The 25,125-nt window shown below is 43.6% G+C and carries 23 protein-coding genes; 3 read left to right on the forward strand and 20 right to left on the reverse strand.

From position 1 onward, the window contains the following. Nucleotides 1-57: 57 nt before the first annotated feature. The 12 genes from ACWNM1_RS21175 to ACWNM1_RS21230 form a co-directional block, all read right to left on the reverse strand. A complete protein-coding gene (locus ACWNM1_RS21175) occupies nucleotides 58-933 on the reverse strand; it encodes an amidohydrolase family protein (protein ID WP_076286532.1) in 876 nt (291 codons plus the stop codon). Next, entirely contained in the window at nucleotides 920-4,096 is a 3,177-nt protein-coding gene (locus ACWNM1_RS21180) for a GNAT family N-acetyltransferase (RefSeq protein ID WP_449602550.1), read from the reverse strand. Before ACWNM1_RS21180 ends, ACWNM1_RS21175 begins: the two co-directional genes overlap by 14 nt. Before the next feature lie 250 nt (nucleotides 4,097-4,346). Continuing rightward, nucleotides 4,347-5,522 carry an MFS transporter gene (locus tag ACWNM1_RS21185; protein WP_449602551.1) on the reverse strand — a complete coding sequence of 392 codons (1,176 nt, stop codon included), beginning with the start codon at nucleotides 5,520-5,522 and terminating at the stop codon, nucleotides 4,347-4,349. 177 nt (nucleotides 5,523-5,699) lie between these two features. Then, nucleotides 5,700-6,719, reverse strand: coding sequence for an LCP family protein (locus tag ACWNM1_RS21190; RefSeq protein WP_449602552.1), 1,020 nt, complete (start codon nucleotides 6,717-6,719; stop codon nucleotides 5,700-5,702). Nucleotides 6,720-6,749: 30 nt separating this feature from the next. Continuing rightward, on the reverse strand, nucleotides 6,750-7,871 hold the full coding sequence (locus ACWNM1_RS21195) for an FtsW/RodA/SpoVE family cell cycle protein (RefSeq protein WP_449602553.1): 1,122 nt from the start codon (nucleotides 7,869-7,871) through the stop codon (nucleotides 6,750-6,752). 128 nt (nucleotides 7,872-7,999) lie between these two features. Further along, a complete protein-coding gene (locus ACWNM1_RS21200; RefSeq protein ID WP_449602554.1) occupies nucleotides 8,000-8,533 on the reverse strand; it encodes a hypothetical protein in 534 nt (177 codons plus the stop codon). A gap of 93 nt (nucleotides 8,534-8,626) precedes the next feature. Then, nucleotides 8,627-10,009, reverse strand: a complete 1,383-nt coding sequence (locus tag ACWNM1_RS21205; protein ID WP_449602555.1) for a sensor histidine kinase — start codon at nucleotides 10,007-10,009, stop codon at nucleotides 8,627-8,629. 3 nt (nucleotides 10,010-10,012) lie between these two features. Continuing rightward, a complete protein-coding gene (locus ACWNM1_RS21210) occupies nucleotides 10,013-10,717 on the reverse strand; it encodes a response regulator transcription factor (RefSeq protein ID WP_449602556.1) in 705 nt (234 codons plus the stop codon). A gap of 140 nt (nucleotides 10,718-10,857) precedes the next feature. Beyond that, nucleotides 10,858-11,940 (reverse strand): Gfo/Idh/MocA family protein, encoded by a 1,083-nt coding sequence (locus tag ACWNM1_RS21215; protein WP_149646976.1) that lies wholly within the window; start codon nucleotides 11,938-11,940, stop codon nucleotides 10,858-10,860. Next, complete coding sequence (locus ACWNM1_RS21220) at nucleotides 11,933-12,874, reverse strand: helix-turn-helix domain-containing protein (protein ID WP_449602557.1); 942 nt, start codon at nucleotides 12,872-12,874, stop codon at nucleotides 11,933-11,935. Before ACWNM1_RS21220 ends, ACWNM1_RS21215 begins: the two co-directional genes overlap by 8 nt. 30 nt (nucleotides 12,875-12,904) lie before the next feature. After that, nucleotides 12,905-13,909, reverse strand: a complete 1,005-nt coding sequence (locus ACWNM1_RS21225; RefSeq protein ID WP_449602558.1) for a Gfo/Idh/MocA family protein — start codon at nucleotides 13,907-13,909, stop codon at nucleotides 12,905-12,907. Nucleotides 13,910-14,050: 141 nt separating this feature from the next. Continuing rightward, nucleotides 14,051-14,599 carry a GNAT family N-acetyltransferase gene (locus ACWNM1_RS21230; protein WP_449602559.1) on the reverse strand — a complete coding sequence of 183 codons (549 nt, stop codon included), beginning with the start codon at nucleotides 14,597-14,599 and terminating at the stop codon, nucleotides 14,051-14,053. Between the two features lie 86 nt (nucleotides 14,600-14,685). Between ACWNM1_RS21230 and ACWNM1_RS21235 the strand changes: the two genes are divergently transcribed. Both ACWNM1_RS21235 and ACWNM1_RS21240 read left to right on the forward strand, forming a co-directional pair. Further along, nucleotides 14,686-15,267, forward strand: a complete 582-nt coding sequence (locus tag ACWNM1_RS21235) for a LysE family translocator (protein WP_341052964.1) — start codon at nucleotides 14,686-14,688, stop codon at nucleotides 15,265-15,267. 18 nt (nucleotides 15,268-15,285) lie between these two features. After that, nucleotides 15,286-16,059: an AraC family transcriptional regulator gene (locus tag ACWNM1_RS21240; protein WP_449602560.1), complete on the forward strand. Its 774-nt coding sequence runs from the start codon at nucleotides 15,286-15,288 to the stop codon at nucleotides 16,057-16,059. Nucleotides 16,060-16,086: 27 nt separating this feature from the next. Here the strand turns inward: ACWNM1_RS21240 and nagA are convergent, their stop codons facing one another. The 8 genes from nagA to ACWNM1_RS21280 form a co-directional block, all read right to left on the reverse strand. Beyond that, a complete protein-coding gene (gene nagA, locus ACWNM1_RS21245; protein WP_449602561.1) occupies nucleotides 16,087-17,229 on the reverse strand; it encodes an N-acetylglucosamine-6-phosphate deacetylase in 1,143 nt (380 codons plus the stop codon). Between the two features lie 23 nt (nucleotides 17,230-17,252). Continuing rightward, complete coding sequence (locus ACWNM1_RS21250; protein ID WP_449602572.1) at nucleotides 17,253-18,038, reverse strand: DeoR/GlpR family DNA-binding transcription regulator; 786 nt, start codon at nucleotides 18,036-18,038, stop codon at nucleotides 17,253-17,255. Nucleotides 18,039-18,202: 164 nt separating this feature from the next. Beyond that, nucleotides 18,203-18,682 (reverse strand): DinB family protein, encoded by a 480-nt coding sequence (locus tag ACWNM1_RS21255; protein WP_449602562.1) that lies wholly within the window; start codon nucleotides 18,680-18,682, stop codon nucleotides 18,203-18,205. Nucleotides 18,683-18,723: 41 nt separating this feature from the next. Continuing rightward, nucleotides 18,724-20,190, reverse strand: coding sequence for a protein adenylyltransferase SelO (locus ACWNM1_RS21260; protein ID WP_449602563.1), 1,467 nt, complete (start codon nucleotides 20,188-20,190; stop codon nucleotides 18,724-18,726). Between the two features lie 196 nt (nucleotides 20,191-20,386). Next, the gene (locus ACWNM1_RS21265) at nucleotides 20,387-21,676 is read right to left on the reverse strand and encodes an L-cysteine desulfidase family protein (RefSeq protein ID WP_449602564.1); all 1,290 of its coding nucleotides are present in this window, start codon (nucleotides 21,674-21,676) and stop codon (nucleotides 20,387-20,389) included. A 109-nt stretch (nucleotides 21,677-21,785) separates the two neighbouring features. Next, on the reverse strand, nucleotides 21,786-22,493 hold the full coding sequence (locus ACWNM1_RS21270) for a DNA alkylation repair protein (protein WP_449602565.1): 708 nt from the start codon (nucleotides 22,491-22,493) through the stop codon (nucleotides 21,786-21,788). Nucleotides 22,494-22,905: 412 nt separating this feature from the next. Next, complete coding sequence (locus ACWNM1_RS21275) at nucleotides 22,906-23,118, reverse strand: hypothetical protein (protein WP_449602566.1); 213 nt, start codon at nucleotides 23,116-23,118, stop codon at nucleotides 22,906-22,908. 55 nt (nucleotides 23,119-23,173) lie between these two features. Further along, on the reverse strand, nucleotides 23,174-24,208 hold the full coding sequence (locus tag ACWNM1_RS21280) for a YheC/YheD family endospore coat-associated protein (RefSeq protein WP_449602567.1): 1,035 nt from the start codon (nucleotides 24,206-24,208) through the stop codon (nucleotides 23,174-23,176). Between the two features lie 184 nt (nucleotides 24,209-24,392). Here ACWNM1_RS21280 and ACWNM1_RS21285 point away from each other — a divergent pair, with 184 nt between their 5' ends. After that, the gene (locus ACWNM1_RS21285) at nucleotides 24,393-25,115 is read left to right on the forward strand and encodes a hypothetical protein (RefSeq protein WP_449602568.1); all 723 of its coding nucleotides are present in this window, start codon (nucleotides 24,393-24,395) and stop codon (nucleotides 25,113-25,115) included. Nucleotides 25,116-25,125: the final 10 nt, after the last annotated feature.

Consider the following 25,125-nt stretch of genomic DNA (forward strand, 5'->3'; position numbering starts at 1 on the left):
TTTTACAAAAAACAAGCCATCCTTTAGAAGAACTAAAGGATGGCTTGTTCGTAATGCTTAGAGCGCCGCAATCCGCTGCTGGATGCGTGGGAATAAGGCGAAGGCATTCTCGTAAAATACTTTTTCGTGGTGCTGCTCAGGGACAAGTCGGCGGACAAATTCCGCATACAGGTCAATAGGAGCGAGTGGCCAATCCGTGCCGAACAACATTTTCTCATAGTGGTCGGAATACACCAGCGCCCGGCGAAAATGATCCATGAACAGTGGTTCATTCATGAACCGTTCAAAATGAGGCCGATCACCGACCACAAGTCCGGACAAATCGGCATAGACGTTTGGATTTTTGGCCACCACTTCGGCGGCATCCATCACCCACGGATCGCCAAGATGGCAGATCATAAAATTCACATCACGTCGTTGAAACGCTAATTCGTCTACGGTAAGTGGATGTGCATACTTTAGCAATCCATTCATCGAGTACGTATCACCGGTATGTATGACCACAGGCGTGCCATACTTTGCTGCCAGCTCATAGATCGGCGAATAGATTTTGTCATAAACGTAATGATGATAGTACCCGGCATAGAGCTTAATACCAGCTACCTCGGGCGCTTGCAGCCGTGCCTCAATTCGATCCAGTTCCTCTTGTGCATCCTTTCCTCCGAGCATGTTCGGATTGATCCCCACGCATTCCATTAAGAAAGGCGGCACAGTATCCTCCAAGTCAAGGCTCATCGGATTAGGGGAAGTAGAGTCAGGGAAAGCTCCCTTCGTCTGTTCCGTGACCCCCATTCCAATGCCGAGAACAACGTCGTTCTTATCAAACTCCGCTTTGAGCCCGGCAGCAGTGTAATCGACTTTGGAGAGATCCAGTGCTGTTTGATGAAAGCTGTCGATGTCAGACAGATGAATGTGAATATCAATGATCGGCATTTAAGATCTCCTTTTCGTCAGTAGGCCTAGCAAAGGTCAGCTTCAAAAGACTGCGGACATCCTCTGAATTCAGAGCGAGTTCTCCCATGACCAGGAAGGACGGCTGTGTCCAAACGGTTCCTCCATTTAGAAGCGGAAGATGATGGTGCACCCCGTGATTAAATACCTTATTGTTCACATACGCCGAAGCACTCTGATTCGGATGACTGCTCACCATATGCAGCATATCCTTACGCGAAGATGCACCAATTCGCAATAGTCCCTTGGCCTCAAGATAGGTTTCAACCGTTCCTAATAAGAACTTACCCTCTTTGGAGAATTCCATCCATCCTTCGGCATAGACTGGCGAAGGTTTGATATAATTCTCCTCCGACAATGAATAATTCGGCAGGGTCATTCCGCTGTCATTGGTCACCGAATGCAACACACAGAGCACTGGGACACCTGGGAGCATAAGGTAATGCTGATTAACAACAATTCCTCGGTTCTTTTCCTGCTTCTCGATCGAAGTAGTGATACGTAATCCTTTCCATACATTACCCTGAACATCCATTTGCTCGGTCCAAGCTGCGCTTCTTGGCTCCTCCAACCGACTAAATCCACCTATGCCTGAAATTCCTACACCGAGTCCACCATGCCAAGGATTCCACCAGGAACGTGGTGCTGCTTCCGGATAGGAGCTATCCAGCCATTCTTCTCCATGGTGCTTCAGGGAATGTACAACACTGCCGAAATCAGGAGCAGCTGCAATAGAAAGAACTCCGTTGCTCACAGTGTAAATAGAACCCACGGGTCCTTCTTCTGTTTCACAGACAACGGCTGCTGTTTCCGTTTGAGGGAACCAGATGCCTGCTCGCTCTTGAATACGATCCTCTCCACGATAGACGACTCGAACCTTCTGTCCTGATTGGCTGTATTCTGAAGAAGATTTCGCTTCCTCAGGTGAGAGCTCAAAGCCCGCAGAGTGCAGATTCTGCTCTCTTTGCAGCTCCATCTCAGCGACTTTCTGCTCCTCTCCTCTATCCGTTAGTACATAAAGCTCTAGGCTTCCATTAAGCGGAGTCATCTTTCGTTCGATTAACTCTGCATGAAGCGCCCCCGCCGCAAACGGATTTCCACCGCCGAGCGTTAATTCAAGATGATCATCCAACACTGGTGTGATAGGATCCTGCTGCTTCCGTGCAAAGGTGCGGAAATCCGACCACTTCAGGAAAGTGTTTAAAGCGAACACCAGCGTCTTTGTTCGTACGACATCTCCAGCAGAAATTTGACCAAGATTATGCTCCAGTCCAAGTGGATATTCCGGACGAAGCAGCTTCAGGGAAGGGTCCCAGCAAACGCCGCATGTGACATTCTCTTCCTTGCTAAACAACCAATTTTCTGTAATTTGAGCGCTGTCCCAATAACTTGGATCACCCGAATAAGCATCGCCCATATCTACGTAATGACCCTGATAAGGCAGGATGAGCCGTTTGCCAAAAAATCCGAAATTCGTTAGCAGATACATATCCTCTTCTAACGTTTGGTTACTAGTATTGCGTACCTCGCTATAAAACTCAGCGATTCCGTTTGCAAAGAGCTTAGCCACTCTTTTTATCTCCAGACCCGGGAATTCATCCGATTCATAAAGAGTCTCTAGAATTTGGCCCTCTCCTTCGGAATAGATCTTTACTTCTTTAGCCTGTTTCTTCGAGAATTCTTCGGCAAATGGTTTACCTAACTTCGGATGGGTCAACCAGAAATTATGGCTCGAGCCGGGATATTCAATCCACATCCCATTGTCGTTATTATTAAGATGTATGGAGTAGGCGCCGTTTACAGCCACCCACTGATCCCCGTTTTCCCCACCAAAGCGGCCATGTGTTCCTTTCATTAGCACAGATAATTTGCTGATGAAGGACACTGCCTTCTCTCCAGCCGGAACGGCCGTCACCTCAATATCCCGTGAATAAAGGCCATATGAATTTAGCGTAAAAGGTACTCGGATGGAAGCCTTACTTTTAGCTGGAACCGAGAAGCTTACCGCCCGATCCGCCCACGTCAAAAATTCTTCCTCTGGCAAATCAAAAGAAAATTCCGCTTCCGCTGCAAAATTATTCTCAACATTCAAATATAGCTCAGCGGGAAGACCCGGATACAGCTCACGGGTTGGCAACTCCATCCTCATTTTCAGCGGGAATTTAGGAGCAACACCTATACGGAACTCAGCGCGCTTGCCACCGATGATCCATTTGCTCATAACCACGGGGTGAGTCTTCTTGTCGTTTTGCTCTTCACGAATCGGATCAAGCTCGAACTCACCTTCTACGATAAGTGTTTCTCCTGGCGCGAGTGTTGGTGCAGCAGACAAGGAAAAACGAATATTTTTGTCATTTTGGCCTTTGATCTCAATAGCCAGATCAGACGCCGAACGATTCTTGATGTGATAGCGAATCTTGTAGGTGGAACCGAATACAAGATCGTGATCGTCAATCTCCGTGGAGATTTCATAGTCAGGTGTATCAAGAGCCGTCAGGCCGCGACCGGTCTTCTCGAATTCTGCACGTAAGGAGAGTTCTCCCTTTTGCCAAGTGTAATCGAAGAAATCAAAACCACGCTCCCGGCGACCATCCGGCTGAATGGGCAGTTCACGGGTACTATCTGCATACCAATCCAGCTGTTCAAAATAAGGAGCAAGTGCTTCCGTTTGCAAAACCGTCGGAATAAAGTTCATCAGATGAACGTAATCCTCATTTTTTTCCCAAAAAAATCCACATTTCTTATACATCGGTACGGCCTTCGTATTGCCTGCCCAAGTAAACAGATCAAGACGTGGCCAGCCCGCTTCAATTGTTTTGCGAACAGCGTTCAAAATCAGATTACGACCTACCTTGTATCCGTGATAATCAGGTCGTACATTCAACAGCGGAACATACAAAGCTCCTTCGTCTTGACGGTAATGGGCAAAACTGCAAAAGCCGACCACTTCCTCACCATCAACGGCGAGAAACACATTCAGATTGGACGAGATTTCCATCTCGCGGCGCACTGTATCCTCTGTTCTCTGATTGGTGCCTCCCCCCCAGCTTTCGTTGCTACGGTTCCACATTTCTGCGACCGCCTTAGCGTAAGAAGGATCATATTCGATAATGCGGATTTGTTCCGCTGTAGTCTTTACAGTCATGCTCTCATCTCCTTATTCCTCAATTATGAGTATGTACTCGTACAAAGTTATTCTAGATAACAGCTCTACAACTTTATTCAAATAACTCCTACGAGTTCTTATTATACTATTAATTGGAAGGAAGTTACGAGGTAAAAAACTCTTTCTCCTTATTTTCTACATAAGCCACTATTTATAGAAAGCTGTAAAATAAAAAGCTGTCGAGTCTCCCTCGACAGCCTCAAGCTGCGGCTATGAGCAGTATTTCTATTTAACAACTCTCCACACGATCCGCTGATCTTTTTTTAAAATTCGCGATACCTACAATACCAATCAACAACACGCAGAGAGAATACGGAAGCGCCATATTTGCGGTGTATAAAGCTGTTCCTATAACTGGACCTATGAATGATCCGCCCCCTTGCAGGGCCGCAATAAAGGAAGCAACGCTTCTTTGCTCCTGATCTTGAACCGCCATTGAAGCACCCGCACTGTAGCCAAGCAATGTAAAGCCGATGCCAATTCCCAAGAATGTAAAATCCACATACGCAAATCTGATAAACAATAACAAGCCTAGCAAACCCAAAGCCACAAATAATAGCCCTACGAGCAGCACCTTTTTAGGATGCCATTTGAGATATTTGCTGATCACAATTTGTGAGAGCACCACCATTACTCCCGAGATAGCCAGACCCGTTCCAATTAACTGAGTGGCTTGCTGGGTACTGTATCCAAGGCTGTCTTGCACAAAAAAACCGATAGTAACCTGCACGATATTCAGAGCAAACGATAGTAATAGTCCAATCCATAAATAGAGGCGTATCCGTTTGTCGTTGGGTGAAAGTGAAATCGCCTGCCGTTCGATCCCGATATTCTTTTCTTTAGGAATAAACACTAGAAATAAAATAGCCAAGGTGAATAATAATATCGCTGCGGCGTACATTGGTGAGGTGAGTCCCAGCGAAGCCATTCCCCCGCTCATTGCAGGTCCTACTACGAAGCCAAGTCCATTGGCTGCACCGAATAATGCCATTCCCTGAGTACGGGTCTCTTTTGTACTCCAACCCATAACATAAGCTTGTGCTAATGCCGGAATACCTCCAAAGAAAAAGCCAGCGATTGCGCGAAGTATAAAGAAACTCCAAAATAGGCTAGTTTTGCTTTCAGCATGTACTGCATAATCAGCCAGCAGTGCAAAAATGACTAGTGTTGCCATATAGACGAACATAATCGAAGCGAGCAGCCATTTTCGGCTCATGAATGTTTGTTTTTCCCAGAAATATCCTCCGAGCAGCCAGCAAAGTCCTGCTACCGATACCAAACACCCTGATTGAAAATCACTAAGTCCCAAATTCCGAGCAAGCGGGCCAATAATCGGATTAAATGCGGCTATCGATATCATCCCTGTAAGTACGATTAGAAACATAATACTCTGTCTGTATTTCATGAAATTCCCTTCTCCTCTCAAGTAAACCAAAACAATATACGATTCATAATCGCTGTGTTCATGGTACTATGCCTGGAAGTCAGGCCTCTACCCGTTGGCGGATTACTTTACTGGTTATCGGGATTATTAGTGGAACACAAAAAAACTGCTCCTAAGAGCAGTTTAAGTGATAACCTTTCAATCTACCGTCCCAATATTCTCCAAGTGCAATGAACTTTCGGAGCTAACGCCCGCTTCCGTACTCAGAGTAGTAAGTGCTTGTTTAAGATCCTCTTTATTCACATACACGTATGGACTCTTCCAAAGAGATTCCACATGTAAGGAATTGATATGATCTGGTTTGAGTTTAGGAAAGTTCAACAACCATCGCTGGAGATCCGCTTGTGGAATATCTGTCTTCACATTTTCACCGATGATGTCCAATACATTCCCCCATTGGGACACGCCTTGGAAATTCCCTAGCTTATCCAGAATCTGCTTAATTACTTGCTGCTGTCGATCATTGCGCTGAAAATCGGAGGATTCAGCCGTTCCTTGATTCGATTTGCGGTAACGCACAAAATCAAGCACATGTTTGCCATCCAGCTTCTGCAAGCCCTTCTTTAAGTCAATGTTCGTCCCGTCTGCGGAATCGATATATTTCATATCCATATCGACATCAATGGTTAGCCCGCCAAGCAAGTCAACCGTCTCCTTCAGCACATCAAAATTCACTACGACCATGTGATCAATTGGCAGACCTAGTAAATTGCTGAAAAACTCTTTTGTATTAGGGATAGCTTCAGTTTTATCTTTTATGTAATGGTAAGCATAATAATAATTAGCTTTGCGAGAGGGCAACGATTTAGGTTTTAGCAACAAATCCCTCGGTATAGATAAGAAACTCGTCGACTTCGTGTCAGGATTGAAGCTAACAAGCATTAACACATCGGTATTCATTACCCCACCACCACCGTCCCGACTATCTACCCCGGCAAGCAGAAAAATCATAGGTTCAACCGATACCGTTTCCTTTTTTTCCTCTGGGGCAGCGGTTGGCTGGACGTTGACTGGAGCAGCCATGCGCTCTATCGCGTTATCCGTCTTTTTGTATAAATACCCTGCATATACTCCAATTCCGATAATCGTTACGCCTAAGATAAGTCCAATGCTCGTCAGAATTTTACGAGTTGTTGTCCATTTGCGTTTGTTAGTCATAATTCCCTCCACTCAGTTCCAGTAGCTTTTTCAATCCGTGCTTTCATCCCTATGGACTTTCACACTCAGCACTATGCCAATCGCAATCATATTAGTAAGTAATGAACTACCTCCATAACTAATAAACGGCAAGGATATCCCCGTCAGGGGCAGCAATCCAAGATGCATTCCAAGGTTAACAGAAACTTGAAAGATAATCATGGCGATAAACCCGGTGACAACATATGCCCCTGCATGATCCCTGCTTTCGAGTGCGATAAAGATCATTCGATAGACGAGCAATAAATATAGCATCAGCAAAATGGATGAACCTATAAAACCGTATTTTGCACCGATGACTACATAGATCGAATCGGAATACGCGTATGGAATATATCCTTTTCGCAAAAAAATACCTTCACTACCCGATAATCCACCGGAGCCAATGGCTATCATTGCGTTTTTGACATGCCAAGATTTATCGGGATCACTCTGCGGGTCCAAAAAAGCCTGAATTCGTGACAATTGATGGGGCTCGACAATCTTGGATAACAAATCGAAGTTGGCATAATAGAGCCATAGTATCGTGCCAATCGAAATGATCACCACACCGAGGATCAAGATCATATATAGAGCACGGATGTTACCTATCCAAAGCATACTAAGCAATATGCCCGCAAAAACGAGCGCTGTACCCAAATCGGGTTGATCCATGATCAAAATAAAAGGAATAAAAAAAACGAAACAAACCGGCACTAAATCTTGAAAAAAGCGAAGTTGCTGTCCTTCTCGTTTACCCAATAGATGAGCAATGAGCAGCACCGTACATATTTTAGCCAGTTCGGAGGGCTGGAGCTGAAAGCTTCCAATACTTAACCAACGCACGGCACCATTGAGGTTTTCCCCAACCAGCTTGACTAGCACAAGTAGACCAATACCTACGCTATAAAAGAGATATGCTAACCAGCTTAATAGAATCTTATAATCTACCAGTGCGATGAATAACATGGGTATGCAAAATAAAGCAAATAAATACAACGAACTGATGTAAAGACCATCTAACCGTGTATCCGTAGTCGCGCCATAAATAGCAACAGTACCCATACCAACTAGGCATGTTACGAGAAAAAGTACGGATCTGTCCAGCTTTGCAATTTTGGTGGAGATAAACATGATACAACCTCTATTTAATTTCTGTATTTTTCTTGTTGCAAAATGAGCATCATAAATAATCCGCCTGAGCACTAGTACATCTTGTTTCAAGATGAAGCTGAAGTGCAGCGGATTATAAAGTGGAATGATTATCTCAGATCAGACTTGTCCTGATACGCCTTCTTCGATAACAGCTTTAACTTATCTTCACTTAGCGTATAAATATCCAGTCCGTTCCCTGCCTCGCCCAATGACCAGCCCAACGCAAGCTCGTTATGGCCATCATCATCGACATCATAAAATCCGGTATAATCCAGGCCATACCCAAACCCCTCAACCTCCGAAATCTTTTGCCACGCTTCATTTTCCTGCCTAAGCAGCATTGCTTTTATAGAAGAACCTTTGTTTTTGCTGTACTCATATACAACTACAGCTTCGTCGATACCATCTCCATCCATATCCCCAAAGGAGATAGCATTATCCTCTTGTCCATCCAACGGAGTTATCAATTGAGCTTTGTCGGGAAGCCATTTGATAAATTCCTGGCTCGTTTTGTCTCGCTGCAGGCTTGCTTCTGATGATGGAGGCTTAATCAGCTCTCCTGGTGTCGCCGGCACTCCGCATCCTCCAAGCAAAAGTATCGTTGTTAACATAGCACCTATTGTTATAAATTTGCTCGGCATTTGGATCATCGACTCCTCGCTTGTCCGCATATATAGTATTTTATCTATGAAAGAGATGAAAGTGGTTATGAAATAGTTAAATTTGAGCTCTATTTATATCGGCAAGTCAAATTGGACAATCGTCCCCTTGCCTAAAATACTGCTTATTCGCAGCTCGCCATGATGCAATGTAATGATCTGTTCCGAGATGGACAGTCCTAAACCGCTGCCTGACGCCTGTTGATCCCCTTTGTAGAATTTTCGCCGCACATTCTCTAAATCCGCTTCTGCGATGCCTGACCCAGTATCCTCAACTGTAATTACAACTTTCCCTGGAACCGTATGGGCAGTAATATGAATTCGACCTGAGGAACTAGTAAATTTGAGCGAATTATCAATGAGATTAATCATGACTTGCTTCACACGATTCTCGTCAGCATGAATGACAGGCAGATTCTCTTCTATTTTCACTTCGAGCAAGATGCCTTGTCGGGTTGCTCTAGGGGTGAGTTGTCTGCCAATATGCTGCAACAGCTCTGTTAGATCCACAGTCGTGAGGTGAATTGCGATTCTTCCGTTATCCAATTTGGAGAAATCCAATAATTCATCCACCATATGAGTTAACCTGTCACTTTCAGATTCAATGATATCTAGCCCATCATGAAACAGAGCCTGGTTACTCTCCCCACCCGCCTTCAAGGTGATTACCCAGCCTTTAATCGAGGTCAATGGTGTACGCAGTTCATGGGATACGGATGCGATAAAATCATTCTTAAGCTGTTCACTTTTCGAGATTCGACTGGCCATCATATTCAATGTATCTGCTAAGGAACCAAGCTCGTCTTGATAACGCTTTTGTACTCTTATGCTGAAATTTCCTTCGGACATTTGATCTGCTGCCTGTTTCAGATCTTTAATGGATCTGGTTATGGTCCAAGATAGTAATAATCCAAGCAAAGTGACAATACCAATCACGAGCAAACCTACCCCGATCAGCAAAACCGCAATTTGATTAACTGTATGTATCGTTTCCGTTAAGGAGGTAATAAACCTTACTTCCCCAACGATGTTACCTTTGGCTTGTAAAGGATAGGACACCGTAAAAATAGCTTCCTCAGTTACAGGGTCCTCACCCTTCCAACTGCCGGGCTGCCCTTGTATGGCTGCTTGCACATCCATGTTATCTGTCATCGTAAAATCGCCATGGATCCCATTAGAATCCTGCAACAGCCGACCTTCAGCATTAATAATCTGTACCTGTGCATCGGAATGACTGGCAAAGCCCTTTAACAACCTATCCGATTGTACCGCTAAATCCTCGTCGCTAAAATATTGCTGATAAAAAGAAGCCGACAGTTCTGCTTGATTCATCAGGGTTTGCTCTATATTATGAAAATAATAATAACGTACAGATAAATTAAGAATAATCTCAAGAATGAGCACAGTAAGACAGATCACTACAAAATAGCTTCCTACTAATCTTTTCTGAATACCCATTCTTCAACCATCCTTTCGAAAGCGGTATCCGAGCCCCCATACAGTCTCAATCCAATGCGGGTTAGAGGCATCCTCTTCAATCTTCTCTCTTAGCTTACGCACGTGAACATCTACTGTCTTTGGATCACCAATAAAATCCTCACCCCAGACCAGGTTCATTAATTCATTCCTAGATAATGCTGTATCCGGATGCTCTAAAAAGGTCTTCATCAACTGGAATTCCTTCGGGGTTAATTCAATAATGTCATCGTGCTTAAATATCTTGTTCGAGTTCAAATCCAGGCGAATCGGTCCAGCTTGAAGGATAGTTTTTTGCGGTTTTAAAGCTGTTTCTGTACGACGCAATATCGCTTTGATCCGTGCCACCAGTTCTAATGGGTTAAAAGGTTTCACAATGTAATCGTCGGCACCCATTTCAAGGCCATTGATTTTATCCAGATCTTGTCCTCGTGCTGTTAAAAAAATGATGATGACCCCAGGATCCTGCTCTCTTAGCTTCCGGCAGATCTCAAACCCATTTAAATCCGGCAACATGATGTCCAGAACAATAACGTCTGGCCGGTTCGCCTCAAAGCTCTGCAATGCTGCTTCTCCACAAGCAGCCTCACTAACCACAAACCCACTATTCGTTAAATTGATAGCTATAAACCGTCTAATATTATCGTCATCTTCCACAATAAGTACTTGATTGCGTTCTACAGTATTCATGCTCTTCACCCCTATAACCCAGTATTCAAACATGCAAAAAAAACAAAAAAACTCTCCCAGTAAAGAGAGAGTCTTGTCTCAGATCCCTGTAATTAAATCACAAGTGGATATTACTCTATATCGCTATGCTTGTCAAAAATCTAATCCAAATACACAGCCTTACCCGTTTGTGCAGATTCATAAATCGCTTCTAATATTTGCGAAACAACATAGGCCTGTTCAGGTGTTACAACCGGGTCCTTATCCTGTTCAATAGCCTCGATCCACTTTCTTAATTCGATGTCAGGTGCACTTTCTGCTTTTCCTTCATAGTAAGCAACGCCGCCTGCCCCAAGCTCAATTTTATTGGTGTACAGCTTGCTGAATTTCTCTCCATTAATTCTAAGTCCGTCCTTCATATCTGCGCCTGCTTCAGTCCCGCTCAAGCTGCATTTCGCTTCATGCACATCCAGAGAATTGAGTGCCCAGCTCGCTTCCAGCATAATTGTAGCGCCATTCTCCATTACGACCATCCCAAAGGCTGAGTCCTCTACGGTGAACTTTTTAGGGTCCCAAGGTCCCCAAGCGTTGGCGGCCTCTTCTTTTTGAGACAGTTCGTGATATTTAGTGCCCAGCACGACTTTTGGTTTATAGTTATCCATCATCCACAGCGTTAGATCCAGCGCATGGGTTCCGATATCAATCAGAGGCCCTCCACCTTGCTTCTCTTCATCGAGGAATACTCCCCATGTCGGTACCGCTCTGCGTCTGATGGCATGTGCTTTTGCAAAATAGATGTGACCAAGCTCCCCGGACTCACATGCTTTTTTCAAATATAAGCTGTCTTCTCTATAGCGGTTGTCATATCCAATGGTTAGTTTCTTGCCTGTACGTTTCGCTGCTTCCACCATTCGTTTGGCATCTGCTGCCGTCTTGGCCATTGGTTTTTCGCACATAACATGTTTTCCTGCTTCAAGGGCTGCAATTGAAATTTCTGCATGAGCATCATTCGGCGTAAGCACATGAATAATATCAATCGAATGATCTTTTAATAGTTCTGTGTAATCCGTATATACAGCAGCTTCGCTAGTACCGTATTTCTCCGCTGCTTCTTCTGCACGTTCTTTAATAATGTCACAAAAAGCTACGATCTCCACTTTACTTTGCTTGCTCAAACTTGGAAGATGCTTGCCGTTCGCAATTCCACCACATCCAATAATTCCTACGCGAAACACTTTACTCATATCTTTCACCCTCACTTCTGATTAGTTTGTTTTGTATTCGATAAGTTGCTGGTGTCATACCTAAACGCTTGCGAAATACGATATGCAAATACGTGGCATTCGTAAATCCTTCCGATTTAGCAATTTGTTCTATCGGATAACTACTCTCTTCTAGCTTCCGGCAGACCGCTTGTAATCGAATGTCCTCAAGCGATCGACTAAACGATCTGTCAGCATCCACTTGCTTAAATACTCGTTGCAACTGCCTCGCGCTAATATTCAGTTTTTCCGCAACATTCTCCAAGGTAACAGCTCCTGAATAATTAGCTTCCATATATTGAATGGCGTATTGGTACCGATAAGTTGACATATCTCTAACAGGTGCTTCTGTTCGAATTCCACCTGCATCATACGCTCTTACTGCCTTTAATAAAATGCTGATTACGAGATGTTTAATGGAAGTGTAATATCCCGTTAGTTTACCTTCACAAGCTTCATAGGCTTCAAGAAAACATTTCATAGCGCTGTGATAGTCTTGCGCTGGAACTAGTGGTAGCTGCTTTAGCTTCTGAACACAGGTCTCAGCCTCCGCAACCTCCCAAGGATCTACCTCCTCTCTGATCTTCTCTTTGATGTCCACATGTAGACACAGTTCTTCCATAGAATCATCTGGATCCGCCTCTTGGCGGTGCATGACACCCGGTCCGGTTAAATAAAACATTCCCTCAGACAAGGGGTATTTTAAATCGCCAAGAGTCACTTCTCCCTTTCCTCTTGGAATAAAATGAAATTCGAATTCAGAATGATTATGGAAATCTATGACTCTTCCCGGCGGAAAAGAGGTCAAATGAAATCTAAGAACTGTTATCTCGTAATGTCCCCATTGGATTGAAATATCCAATCTTTCGAGCATATCATGCTTCTCAAACATCATCTCATAGGGAAAGTTACTCAATGTTAAATCCTCCTAACAGGTGGAGACCGGTTAAGCGTCTAGATCTACTAACCGAATCATACGAGCTTCTTTAGCAGAACGATTCGCCGCTTCCATTAATCTCGTAAGCTCCACAGCAATTTGAACATTCTCGGTGGCGATAGTATCCTTTTGGATATGATTAACCCACTGATGGAATGCGCTTTCACGATTAGCATGTAGCGCTACTTCTTTCCATCCTTCCTCTTTGTCAGCGGATTTGTTACTTCTAAGAAGAAGCTTATCCTCTGGTGTTCCGTAAAGAAGAGTTCCCTCGGTTCCATGTACCTCGATGGTAAACGGCGAATGACTATTCACAAAACCAGCCTCGACCACACCAATTGCTCCTGAATTCGTAAATAATGTTACCACTGCATTATCTTCTACTTCCTTGCCCGTTACGTAACCAAAATTAGCACTTACACCGGTCACATCTTGACCTAAGAAAAGCTTCGTCAAATACATAGGATGACAGCCCAGATCAATCAAAGCTCCGCCACCACATTGTTCCAAGCTATAGAAATGATCGGGAAGCCAGTTTTCTGTAGCCCCATTATGGGATAAGCGAACTCTAACGTAAGTAATCTCTCCGAGCAGTTCTTGACTTAGAACTTCTTGAATCGTTAATGCGTATCCATCATTTAGACGTGGCAAGGATACGGTCAGCTTCACCTCGTTCTCTTCCACTGCGCTTATGATCTCTTCAACTTCTTTATGTGTAGGGGCAATTACTTTTTCCGTAAAAATATGTTTGCCCGCTTTAGCCGCAGCAACAATTACATCTCTGTGCACATTGGTCGGCGCATCCACTATGACGGCATCTATATCCTCTTGCGCAAGCAGGTCATCCAGTGATTCGAAAAAAGGAACATTTAAGCTTTCAGCAGCTTTTTTCCCACGCTCTGCATCTTCATCCCAAACTGCAGCTAATACAGTATCCTCATGTTCTTGAGCTTGCTTCGTATAGTCCCAAGCATGTACATGCCAATAGCTAATCTTACCAATTCTAATTGTCATTTGCTTGTGCCTCCCGTATATATGTTATTCTGACATCTACTAATAAAATATCACAGAACAAAGCCCTTTATTAGTAGGGAAATGCGACATTATATATATAATATTACGACGCTATCGTTTCATATGATGTACAATTTCCATTTAATCACTTCTTACATTACACAACCAAACCATATGATCGGAATCGGGTCCCCAATAATCTTTTACTACCTTATAAGGCTCCCCAAATTTACGCTTCCACTTGATTTGTGCACGTTTATAGCCACTGTCCAAACAAAATTGCTCTATCCCTTGTTCGTTTAGAAATATCGTCATTTTCTTAATTAATGCCGAACCAATCCCTTGCCCCTGATAGCTTGGCAACACGTATAAACTCCCCAATTCCCCCAAATGATCCAACTGATGTTCTGCACAGATTTGAATAGTCTCACCACAGGGACCATAGGAAATCGTACCCACAACCTTCTCATTGATTTTAGCGATAAAGAAATAAATATCCGAGTTTGCCTGTTCCAGTGAAGATAGCGCCTTTTGCTTTTTATGATCGGTTTCACTTTGTATATCCTCAAGTAAGTGACCTAATCCCTCTTTGTAAAAGGCATCCGATATTGATTCTTCAAATACCCGGCATGCAGATACATAATCGCCCTCGGTGAGTGTACTAATAGTTAAATGCTTTGTCTCATTCATTATGTTGATCTCCTCTGCAATAATGTACTATAAACAATCCAGTTATGAGGTTTATATTCATAAGACAACTTTTACTGGAGGTCATCATGAATATAATTTCCTTTTTTCTCTATTGCATTGTAGTTACATGTTCACCCGGTCCTGCCAATATTGTTATTCTTTCTTCCGTGCAACATTCAGGGGCTAAGAAAACCATGCGGTATGTATACGGGGCTACGATGGCTTTTGGTCTGTTGCTTATTCTTTCTACCTTGATGAATCGTGTTCTGGTGGAGGTCATCCCAAATATCCTGATCATTATGCAAGTCGTCGGAAGTATATATATGCTCTATCTTGCTTATAAAATCTTTAAAATGGGTGCAATGGAAGACAAGCCTAATCCAAATGCCAATTTTCGGTCGGGTTTACTTATGCAGCTTGTGAATCCTAAAGTGCTCTTATTTACTTTAACAGTCATTCCCAGCTATGTAATGCCGTTCTATACTTCTTCTCTCACCTTATTTATGTTTGTTATAATTATAACTGTGATCGGATTTTTTGCTTTTACGACATGGGTTGTATTTGGGGCAATCTTCAGAGCATTTCTGCAAAATCACCAAAAAGTTCTAAATACGCTGATGGCACTATTTTTAGTATACTCTGCCATTATGATATCGGGAATCCTATAAGTCGTGGAGGTTAAGAGCGTGGAGAAATTCAACTATAAAAAGTCAGCAGATATCCTAACATTGTCAGCTAGCATGAGTGATTTCACTTATAAAAAACATTGCCATGAGGAATACGCAATCGGTGTTACCTTACGTGGCATTCAGCAATATAACCTTGATGGTAGCTTGCAATCCTCTCATAAAAATGGCGTAATGCTATTTAATCCCGAGCAAACGCATGACGGCAATTCATATGATAAAGCAGGTATTGATTATGTCATGCTATATATCAAGCCAACCTTGATACAAGAGATCCTTGAAAAAAAAGAACTCCGCTTTGCCTCTCCCATCCTTTACGATGACAAATTGGCACAGTGCATATTAGCGCTAAGCCATGCCATCCAGAATGACAAAGAGGAGTCCATGTGCAATGAGCTGTTGTTAAACCTGGTTCATCTAGTATCTAATACTGAACTAGTTACAGAGCACAGGATAAATAATAAATTTGTCAAAAAAGCAAAGGAAATGATGTACTGCAGTTTAGAACATGTACTGAAACTAGATGATCTCTGTAAAGAGTTTGGACTTTCCAAATATCAATTTATCCGAGAGTTTAAGACACATACAGGAATATCACCTTATCAATTTTTCTTAAATTGCAAGGTAGAGCATGCCAAGCAGTCCATTGAGAAAACTAAGGATATCTATGCCGCTGTAGTAGATTGTGGATTTGTGGATTTAACTCATTTGAACCGGCATTTTAAAAGCGTGTTTGGCATAACCGCACATGAATACAGGTTACAACTGCATTGAGCAGAAGTAACCTGTATTCATCATGATTTATGAAATTTGACCATTCACCATTGTCCAGCACACTTTAAATTCATCATCCAAGAGGACCAGATCAGCATCAAAGCCGGATGTTATCGTCCCCTTTTGTTGAAGTCCAAGAATATTGGCCGGCGTAGTTGAAGCCATCTTTACGGCGTCTATCAATGGAATTCCAGTTTCGACAGTGTAACGTAAAGCTTCATTCATAGTCACTGTGCTTGAAGCTAGGGTTCCATCCTTCAGTCTCGCTACCCCCTCGGATACCGTAACATGATGGCCTCCGAACATATAATCCCCATCACCTAATCCCATAGCTTGCAGTGCATCTGTAATCAAGACCATTCCTTCTGGTCCTTTCAAGGTATGCATTAATCGAATAATTGCAGGGTGCAGATGGACGTTGTCCACAATCGCTTGAAGGCTTACATGCTTCTCTTCAAAAGCAGCTACAATTACCCCTGGATCCCGATGATGGATAGGCCGCATGCCATTAAAACAATGCGTAACATGACTTGCCCCCGACGCAAAGGCTTGTTTAGCTTCTTCATATGTGGCATCCGAATGAGCGATGGCTATAACTACACCCTTTTCTTTCAAAAAGGAAATGAGCTCCATCCCTCCCGGCAACTCCGGAGCGATTGTAACCATCTTAATGAGTGAACCCGCTTCTTCAAAAATCAGGTTCATTTCCTCTAAGTTGGGATGGCGTAGATACTTTTCGTTCTGCATTCCTTTTCGCTTCGGGTTCAAGTAAGGTCCTTCTAAATGAATACCTGCGATCTTTGCACCCACTTCATGTCCAATCACACGCTTGACACTACGAATCATTTCTAAAAGATCTTCTAGCGTAGAACTCACAGATGTAGCCAAAAATGAGGTACAGCCAGATGAAGCACAAGCACTTGAGACCTCTTGAATACTCTTTTCCGTACCGTCCATCATATCGAAGCCATTGGCGCCATGAATATGAACATCTATCATCCCGGGTACTAACAAATGACCACCACCATCGATCCGTTCATGTTGTCCCTCTGGAATCGAAAGATCCTCTGTATCTATCTTTATGATTTTCCCTTCAGAAATCCACACATTAGCCGCTGGGACAATACGATTCTGAAGCACCACTTGTACATTTTGCAGAATATAAGACATAAATATCCTCCTCTGTTTCGTTATCAGTCTTGCTCTCGAGTCTCTTCAGTTTCTTCTGGACATTCAATTACTGTGATGTTCTTCTGATCTAGAATTTCTCTGATCTCACTTGGGAGTTCCCGATCGGTAATTAGAATGTCAACCAACTCAAAGTCTAGGCGGAAAAATGATTTTCCAATAAATTTGGTGTGATCAGCCACTAAGATGACTTGATCTGATCTTCGGGCCATTTCTCTCTTCACCCGCACATCTTCTTCATATGGATAGTAGAGTCCATCAGCACAGATCGCGGATGCTCCAATAAAGGCTTTATCAGCACGGATTTCACTAAGTTTATCGATAATAGAAGGGCCATATAACAGGCGGTTTTTCACATTCAAGTAACCGCCAAGAACATAAATTTGCAGATCCTCCCGCTGTGACAAGATCCCTACGTTATCAATCGAGTGCGTAACAACCGTAATATCCTTCGCACTGATCTGTTCTGCTACAAATTGCACGGTGGTAGATACATCTAAAATCACAGTCTCATGATCTTGGATAAGCTGCGCCGCAGCCTTCCCTATCCTCTGCTTACTCTCAGATTCATCGATCAATCGATCCTGATAAGATAACAATTCTTTTTGTAACTCAGGTAACGATACCCCTCCATGCGTTCGGATCACAACACCTTCTTGTACTAATCTAACAATATCCCTACGTGCGGTATCTCTGGATACATCAAATTGCGTACAGATCTCTTGAACACTCATCGATTGGTGTTGTTTCAAATATTCGAGTATTTTTAACAATCTCTCCTCTTGAAACATCATGTATGCACCTCCTAAAGTCATCATAAGTTATTAAGTAAGTATTTGCAAGTATTAAATAAGTTTTTATAAGTATATGTAAGTATTTTGCGCAACTTATCTTCATTGATATTCGCAAAAAAGACGTTAGCCAGATGAATGTACATCCGTTAACGTCCTTCAATTCACTTCATAGTGCGATTCCAACTCTTTTGGATCTTTCGAATAAAAACGATTTGCCCTACGTGATACGCGTTATGTGTTGTCACATTGCCTATTACTTCCCACCACTGACTGCCTTGGAATTCTTGAACATCGGCATCCAATTGTTCCTTTGTAATCAGTTCCTGCCAACATAAAAGAACTTCTAAGAGTTGTTGTTGAAGCTCTTGGAACGTTACTCCTTCTGCAACGACAAAGGTATTATTGTTATCCACTGAAGGAACCGCATGGACACTCTTTTCTTTATACCTTGTTTGCCAAGTTTCATTCCAGTAGAGCAGATGCTGCACTATCTCAGCAATACTATTGCTTTCTTCCGTTACTTTCCAAAAAGCTTCTTCTTCGCTTAAGTCTTTTACGGCTACCTCAAAGGGCACATACCAACTTGGATCATTCGCATTAGCTAGCAACTGGTTAGCCAGAACATCATATGCATGAAACATTCTTACTTCACCTCATTATTTAAATACTAATTATTAGCAAATCAAGTGCCGCAGAAGGTTCGATATGGACGTGCTGATTCCTCAGGTAGTGCCGAGTATTCATCCTGTTCAGGGGAATAAGCGTAAGGATTGGAAAGAGCTTTAAGCAATCGCTCCATCTCACTGTAATCTTCCTGTTGTACTGCCGCTTGGAGTACTTCTTCTACCCTGTGGTTCCGCGGAATGATCGCAGGATTACTATTGCGCATTAGCTGCAGCGAAACCTCTTTCGATTGCTGCTGTCTGCTAAGTCTAGCCTGCCATAACTCTTGCCACTTCGTAAATTCCGCTGCACCAAACAGAGCGGTTTCTTCCAGCTTCTCTAAAGTTAGGGCACGGAAGGTATTGGTATAGTCTGCCCGATATTTCTGCATCAAATCTAGCAGATCCTCAATTAGCGCTACATCCTCTACCTCTTCGTTGAAGATTCCGAGCTTTGCTCTCATACCTGAGAGCCAGTGCTTGTAAGACCGCTCTTTAAAATCTGCAATTTCCTCTTCAGCGAGCTGAATCGCCTCTTCTTGATCATCAGCCAGCAATGGCAGGAGAGTCTCCGCGAATCTCGCGAGATTCCAAGAGGCAATACCCGGTTGATTGCCATAGGCATAACGACCCTGCTGGTCAATGGAACTGAATACCGTTTCTGGATGATACACATCCATGAAGGCGCAAGGACCATAATCAATCGTTTCTCCGCTAAGCGCCATGTTGTCGGTATTCATTACTCCGTGAATAAATCCAACCAGCTGCCACTTGGCAATTAATTCAGCCTGACGTGCAATCACTTCCCGAAGCAGGAAAAGATAACGATTCTCTTGAGAAACAGCTTCCGGATAATGTCTTTGTAATGTGTAATCTGCCAGAGTACGGACATCCTCAACAGTACCCCACGCTGCAACATATTGAAAGGTGCCCACCCGTAGATGACTTGCAGCCACTCGGGTCAGAATAGCACCAGGCTGCTCTGTTTCTCGAATGATCGTTTCTCCAGTAGTTACCACTGCCAAGCTGCGAGTGGTAGGAATATCCAAACCATGCATGGCTTCGCTGATGATATATTCACGAAGCATCGGTCCAAGTCCGGCTCGGCCATCGCCACCACGAGAATATGGTGTTCTTCCCGCGCCCTTAAGCTGAATGTCTACGCGTTCACCTTGGGGTGTGATCTGCTCACCAATCAGCGCAGCTCGGCCGTCACCTAACATGGTAAAATGTCCGAATTGATGTCCAGCATACGCTTGAGCAAGCGTTACAGTACCTTCAGGGACTTCATTGCCAGCAAGATTCTGAACACCCTCCTTACTATGTAGTGCTGTGCTATTCAGCCCTAAGGCAGTAGCCAATGTTTCATTTAAAATAACTAACTCCGGCTTACGCACAGGAGTTGGTTTGATCCTTGTAAACATGGATTCCGGCAGATGAGCATAACTGTTCTCAAAGTTCCATCCTATATCTATCTTCTCCGTCATAATATCTCCTTTTTATACCATCAGTCTATGCCTTTATGATCTCAGAATAAGTTATGTTAAAATTTAATGCAAATCTTCGCAATAACAAATACCCTTACTGAATAGATAAAAAGACCGCCCAGTCTCCTGCCATTCATGTAGGGAACCAGACGGTCTTAAATTATGATGTTCTAACCTGTTATTACCTTAAAGGAAGCTAATTCGCTCCGCCTTTGGAGAGCATGATATTTAAGATGGTCTTGTCAGTATCCGCCAGACCTTCCTGAACCAGCCGCTCCATGTTGCGGATAGTGTCTTCGACCTCCTCAAAAATAACTCCATCCTTGGTCGAAGGAGCAATATTGTTCATCGCTAGTGTGGCTGCCTGAATCGCCGTATTGGTGGACGTAGATATCTTCAGCGCACAGGTTGAATTTGCACCGTCGCAAATCATTCCTGATAAAGAGGCTATCGTATTCTGTATCCCATGCTTGATCTGCTCAAGAGTGCCGTCCATGAGGTAAATGATCCCGCTATTCGCTCCAACTCCTCCTGCAATTCCTGATCCACATAAAGGCGACAACCGCCCAATATAATGTTTGATATGCACCGTGACCAGATTACTTAGTGCAAGCGCCCGAGCTAGCGTCTCTTCATCCTTGCCAAGTAATTCCGCCAAAGATATAACAGGAAGCGTACAGGCGATGCCTTGATTACCGCTACCCGCTGTTGTCATCACAGGCATTGCGCTGCCATCCATACGAGCATCTGAAGCCGCAGCAGTGGCCGCAATAATTTTGTTCGCTACATCATTGCCGAACAAATTCACAGCAGATTGCTGATTCATTTTCTTCCCTACTTGCAACCCATAATCGCCTCGGAGTCCCTCTTCCGAAATCGCTTTGTTCATCCGAGCACCTTCCAAGAGGAAGCTAAGGTCTGAAAATGGAGCCGTAGTTATAAACTCGAATATCCGATCTACAGAGCCTTCATAAGCTTCAGTATCAGATAGTCCAGGCTTGCCACAATCAGCTTTAGACTTCTTAGGTGTCACTTTTTTCCCGTCCAGAGCCAGATATTCTATATTAGTGTGTTCCTTAGCAAGAATGGCAGTCGCTGTATGATTCTCTGTCTTCACATGTGCTTCAATATATAACTTTTCAGGAGTGTCCATGATCTCCACTTTTAGCAGCTTTCGATCAAGCAGGTCATTTGCCAGCTTCAGCTCATTCGGAGTCAGGCCTGATAGGATTTCCAGCTCCTTGTGCGAACGTCCGACCACCGCACCTAGGGCTGCAGCGATAGGCAGACCTGTCTGGCCTGTCCCAGGGATGCCCACACCCATTGCATTTTTAATAATATTACCACTGAGATGCAGCTGAATCCCCGTTATTTCTTCCTCGAGAAGCTCTGCCGCCAAGGAGACGGCATACGCAACTGCGATCGGCTCTGTGCAGCCTTCTGCCGGTACGACTTCCTTGTGCAAAATTTCCAATAAGTTGCCCATGTATGCTTTTCCCCCTTCTCTCTCCCACTTGAGTCATTTCTATATAGTAACGCAGAGTGAAGTTTCAGGGAATCCTTTTTCCTTTTTCTTCTCTAGAAGCTTCGTTAGATTAACATCTTACATGCTTGCGTTTAAAACCAAGCCGAGCTTTGTCGACTGCTTTTTGAATATTTGCGTACGCATGAATCAATTTACTTTTTGCCTTATCCTTATCAACTTCAATTGGCCCTACAGTTCTTGCGGTTTCACTGGCCTTATCATGAAGTGGCGAATAAGATACGGCCACTGTGTACAAGAAGTTGTTCATTGCGTATTGGGTACGTTCTGGAGAATCATGAATCGTATTTTCCACCATCTCAAGCATACCGGCAAGCTTACTTTCGGAAAACTCAACATCCGGCCGACTGCCAAGCAGCCAGCAGTAACAGCTCCAGCCCGCTGACATTCTCAGCTCTTCACCACTCGCTATCCATTTATCGGCAACTTGTTGTGCAATGTCCGCTTCTGCCAAGGTTACTGCCACTACAAAGTCGGACAGCATATAAAAATAAGCCGCATCCATCCATCGGTCATAATCTGCTTCCGTCATTGCATTGGGATCAGCAATGATGCCGGCAAAATACATAGCGTCGTAGTTCCCTGTCGCGTAAAGTTGCTCAGCCAATGGCTGATTTATTTTCGTTTTCTTGAAGATTGGCTTCATTGCTCCGGTAGCCACGCCAAATAGTGGTTCCTTTGCTCCATTAGACATATATATTTTCTTGGTTCGTTCCTTGCCAAGCGCTTCCAGCTCCTGTATGACCATCTCTAAATCCACTATTTAACACTTCCTTTTTCAATGTTCTTTCCCAAGCTATCTTAGGTTTGCACTAGTTAAAGAAAGTGTACTGTATGGGTTTCCTTGTCGCAAGTTAAGTTTCCCGAAGGAATCCTTATGGGTACGCAAATAACCACCTAAATTATTAGGTGGTTATTACTTCAACCTTTTATAGAACCGATTGTAATTCCAGCAACGATCTTTCTGGATACAAGAAGATAAAGTATAAACGTGGGCAGAAACACCAGAAGTGATGCAGCAAAAATACCCGAGTAATTACCAGTATTCGTATATCCTACTAAGATGGATTGAAGTGCTAATGCTATTGGATGTCGATCCAATGATTAAAATAACGAAAACAATGGAATCGAGATTAGTGGCCCCGGAACAGATAATGCCGAGATAAATTAAATCAACTAACCGTTTCCCCTAAACTGAACTCGTCCCAAGTCGCAGGTGCTTTTGTTATACCTGCTTTCTCATACACCTCTTTGTTATAGAAAGAGAGTACAGCATACGGTTGCTGCGGAGCTGGAGCGGCTCTCAGGGCTGCAGCAGCCGCCCACAGCCTTGCTGGCCTCGAATGATATCGTGGCTTGCGGAGATATTGAACTTCATTAGCCATTACAAAGGCAAGAACCTATACAAGTAATTCCGCATATGCTGGATCATCTAAAAAATTATCGTTTACTTAGGTAATAGCCGTATTCAAGTGGACGAGAGTATATGGCTCTTCGGGATATAGGAAGTTCATCATAAAGGCTTTTTTGTGGCATACCGTTAACTTCAATGATCCAAATATGTCCTTCCAAGTCAATGACCAAATCTACACTAACCTCACATAAATGGATGCCGGAATCCAACTCAAGGATCTCTGCTGTTCGTAAACTTAAGTTATAGAAGGTATTCATCATATCCCTAACAGATTTTGCCGGGTATAGCTTCTTCAACACATCCATCGTTAGGCAGGCTCTTTCGTATATGCTTGTATTGAAACAGCCTGCGTATGATACTCGACTGATAACATTAGTAGTGGACCAAAGACCATTTTTATTTTTTTGTACAAGCACCCTGATATCAAAAGTGCGGTTGTTAAGATTATTGGTAAATATCCCCTTTTGAATTAAATGGGGGACTTGACCTACAAACCGTTCGGATTCGGTAAGTAACTGACTTATAGATCCTACGATAATGCTGGGCATAACATAGTGGTTAGAAATATGCAGTTCTCCAGTATCACGCTGTTCGATTCGATAAACGCCTTTTCCCATATGGCCGTGGCAGGGCTTCAAAAAAACCAATTTATGAAGGTGAATCATTTGTTCCAAGTTATCGTTACTGTAAGGCAATGTATCGGGGACATGAGGACTTAGCCAACGATTTATAGCCTGATGAATCTCCAACTTGTCAAATTGGTTAATTTGATTGAAACACTTGTTCCTTCCAATAATCTGCTCCAACCGATCAATAGTCTCCATCTCTAAATTGTAACAACGGTTATAAATCACCTTCGGAAAAGGAAAGCTACCCGTTTCCCACTTCATATTACGAAGATGAAGGCCTCTAATACGTCTATGCTCCCAATCAATATCAGTTGGGGAAAAACTGAACATCCTTAATTTTGAAAAATGATGATTCTTCATGTAATTTTTTAAAGTCACCTTCCGTTGCCTGGCGTTAGTAACCATAATACCTAGTGTTTCAACATTCTTCATCTTGATCCCCTTTCTGCATGAAATGGTATCCTTGATGTAGGATATGTGAATTCAGCTAATATGCATGGGACATCAACATAGTAGGCAATATTATCAAGTCATTTGACTACTGACACACATCTATTTTTACGGAATACATTGTAGGCAGGGTGAGATATACCCACTATTCAAAGGAGTGTGTGTTATGGGAAGATTACCAGGACCACCAGGACCTCCAGGACCACAAGGTCCACAAGGTCCACAAGGACCACAAGGACCACAAGGACCACAAGGTCCTGCAGGAGTGCAAGGACCCACTGGGACTACAGGAAAGCAGGGACCTCCTGGACCGCAAGGACCCGCAGGACCACAAGGACCCGCAGGACCACAAGGACCAGCAGGACCACAGGGACCCGCAGGACCACAAGGACCCGCAGGACTACAAGGTGCCATTGGGGCCACAGGACCGCAAGGCCCAGCAGGGGTGCAAGGCCCTATTGGACCTACAGGACCACAAGGCCCGGCTGGAACGCCAGGACTCTTTATTGAATTTGCTTGTGCTGAGTTCGCTGGAATCGTTCTTACCACTGCTGCCCCAGTAGCCGATTTGGCCACAGTTAATATAACTGTAGATAAACCCGGCAACATTGTCTGGCTTACCGCCTATGCCACGTGGACTCCGTCTGCTGCTAGTCCTACCATTTCATTTACTATCCTTCGGGATGGCGTGACTCTATTGTGTACAGCAAGTGACACTCCCGTATCTGCCAACAGCCCGATTACAACGGCACTGACATGCTGTGATATGGGACCTCCTGTTGGGCAACATAGTTACACCTTAAGAGCAACAGGAACGATTCCTGGAGAAGGTAATATTACCATTACAATTAACGAAGGAACATTAACAGCGACTGAGATTAATACCTGATTTTTAGTTC

Source organism: Paenibacillus sp. Marseille-Q9583 (assembly GCF_976954365.1).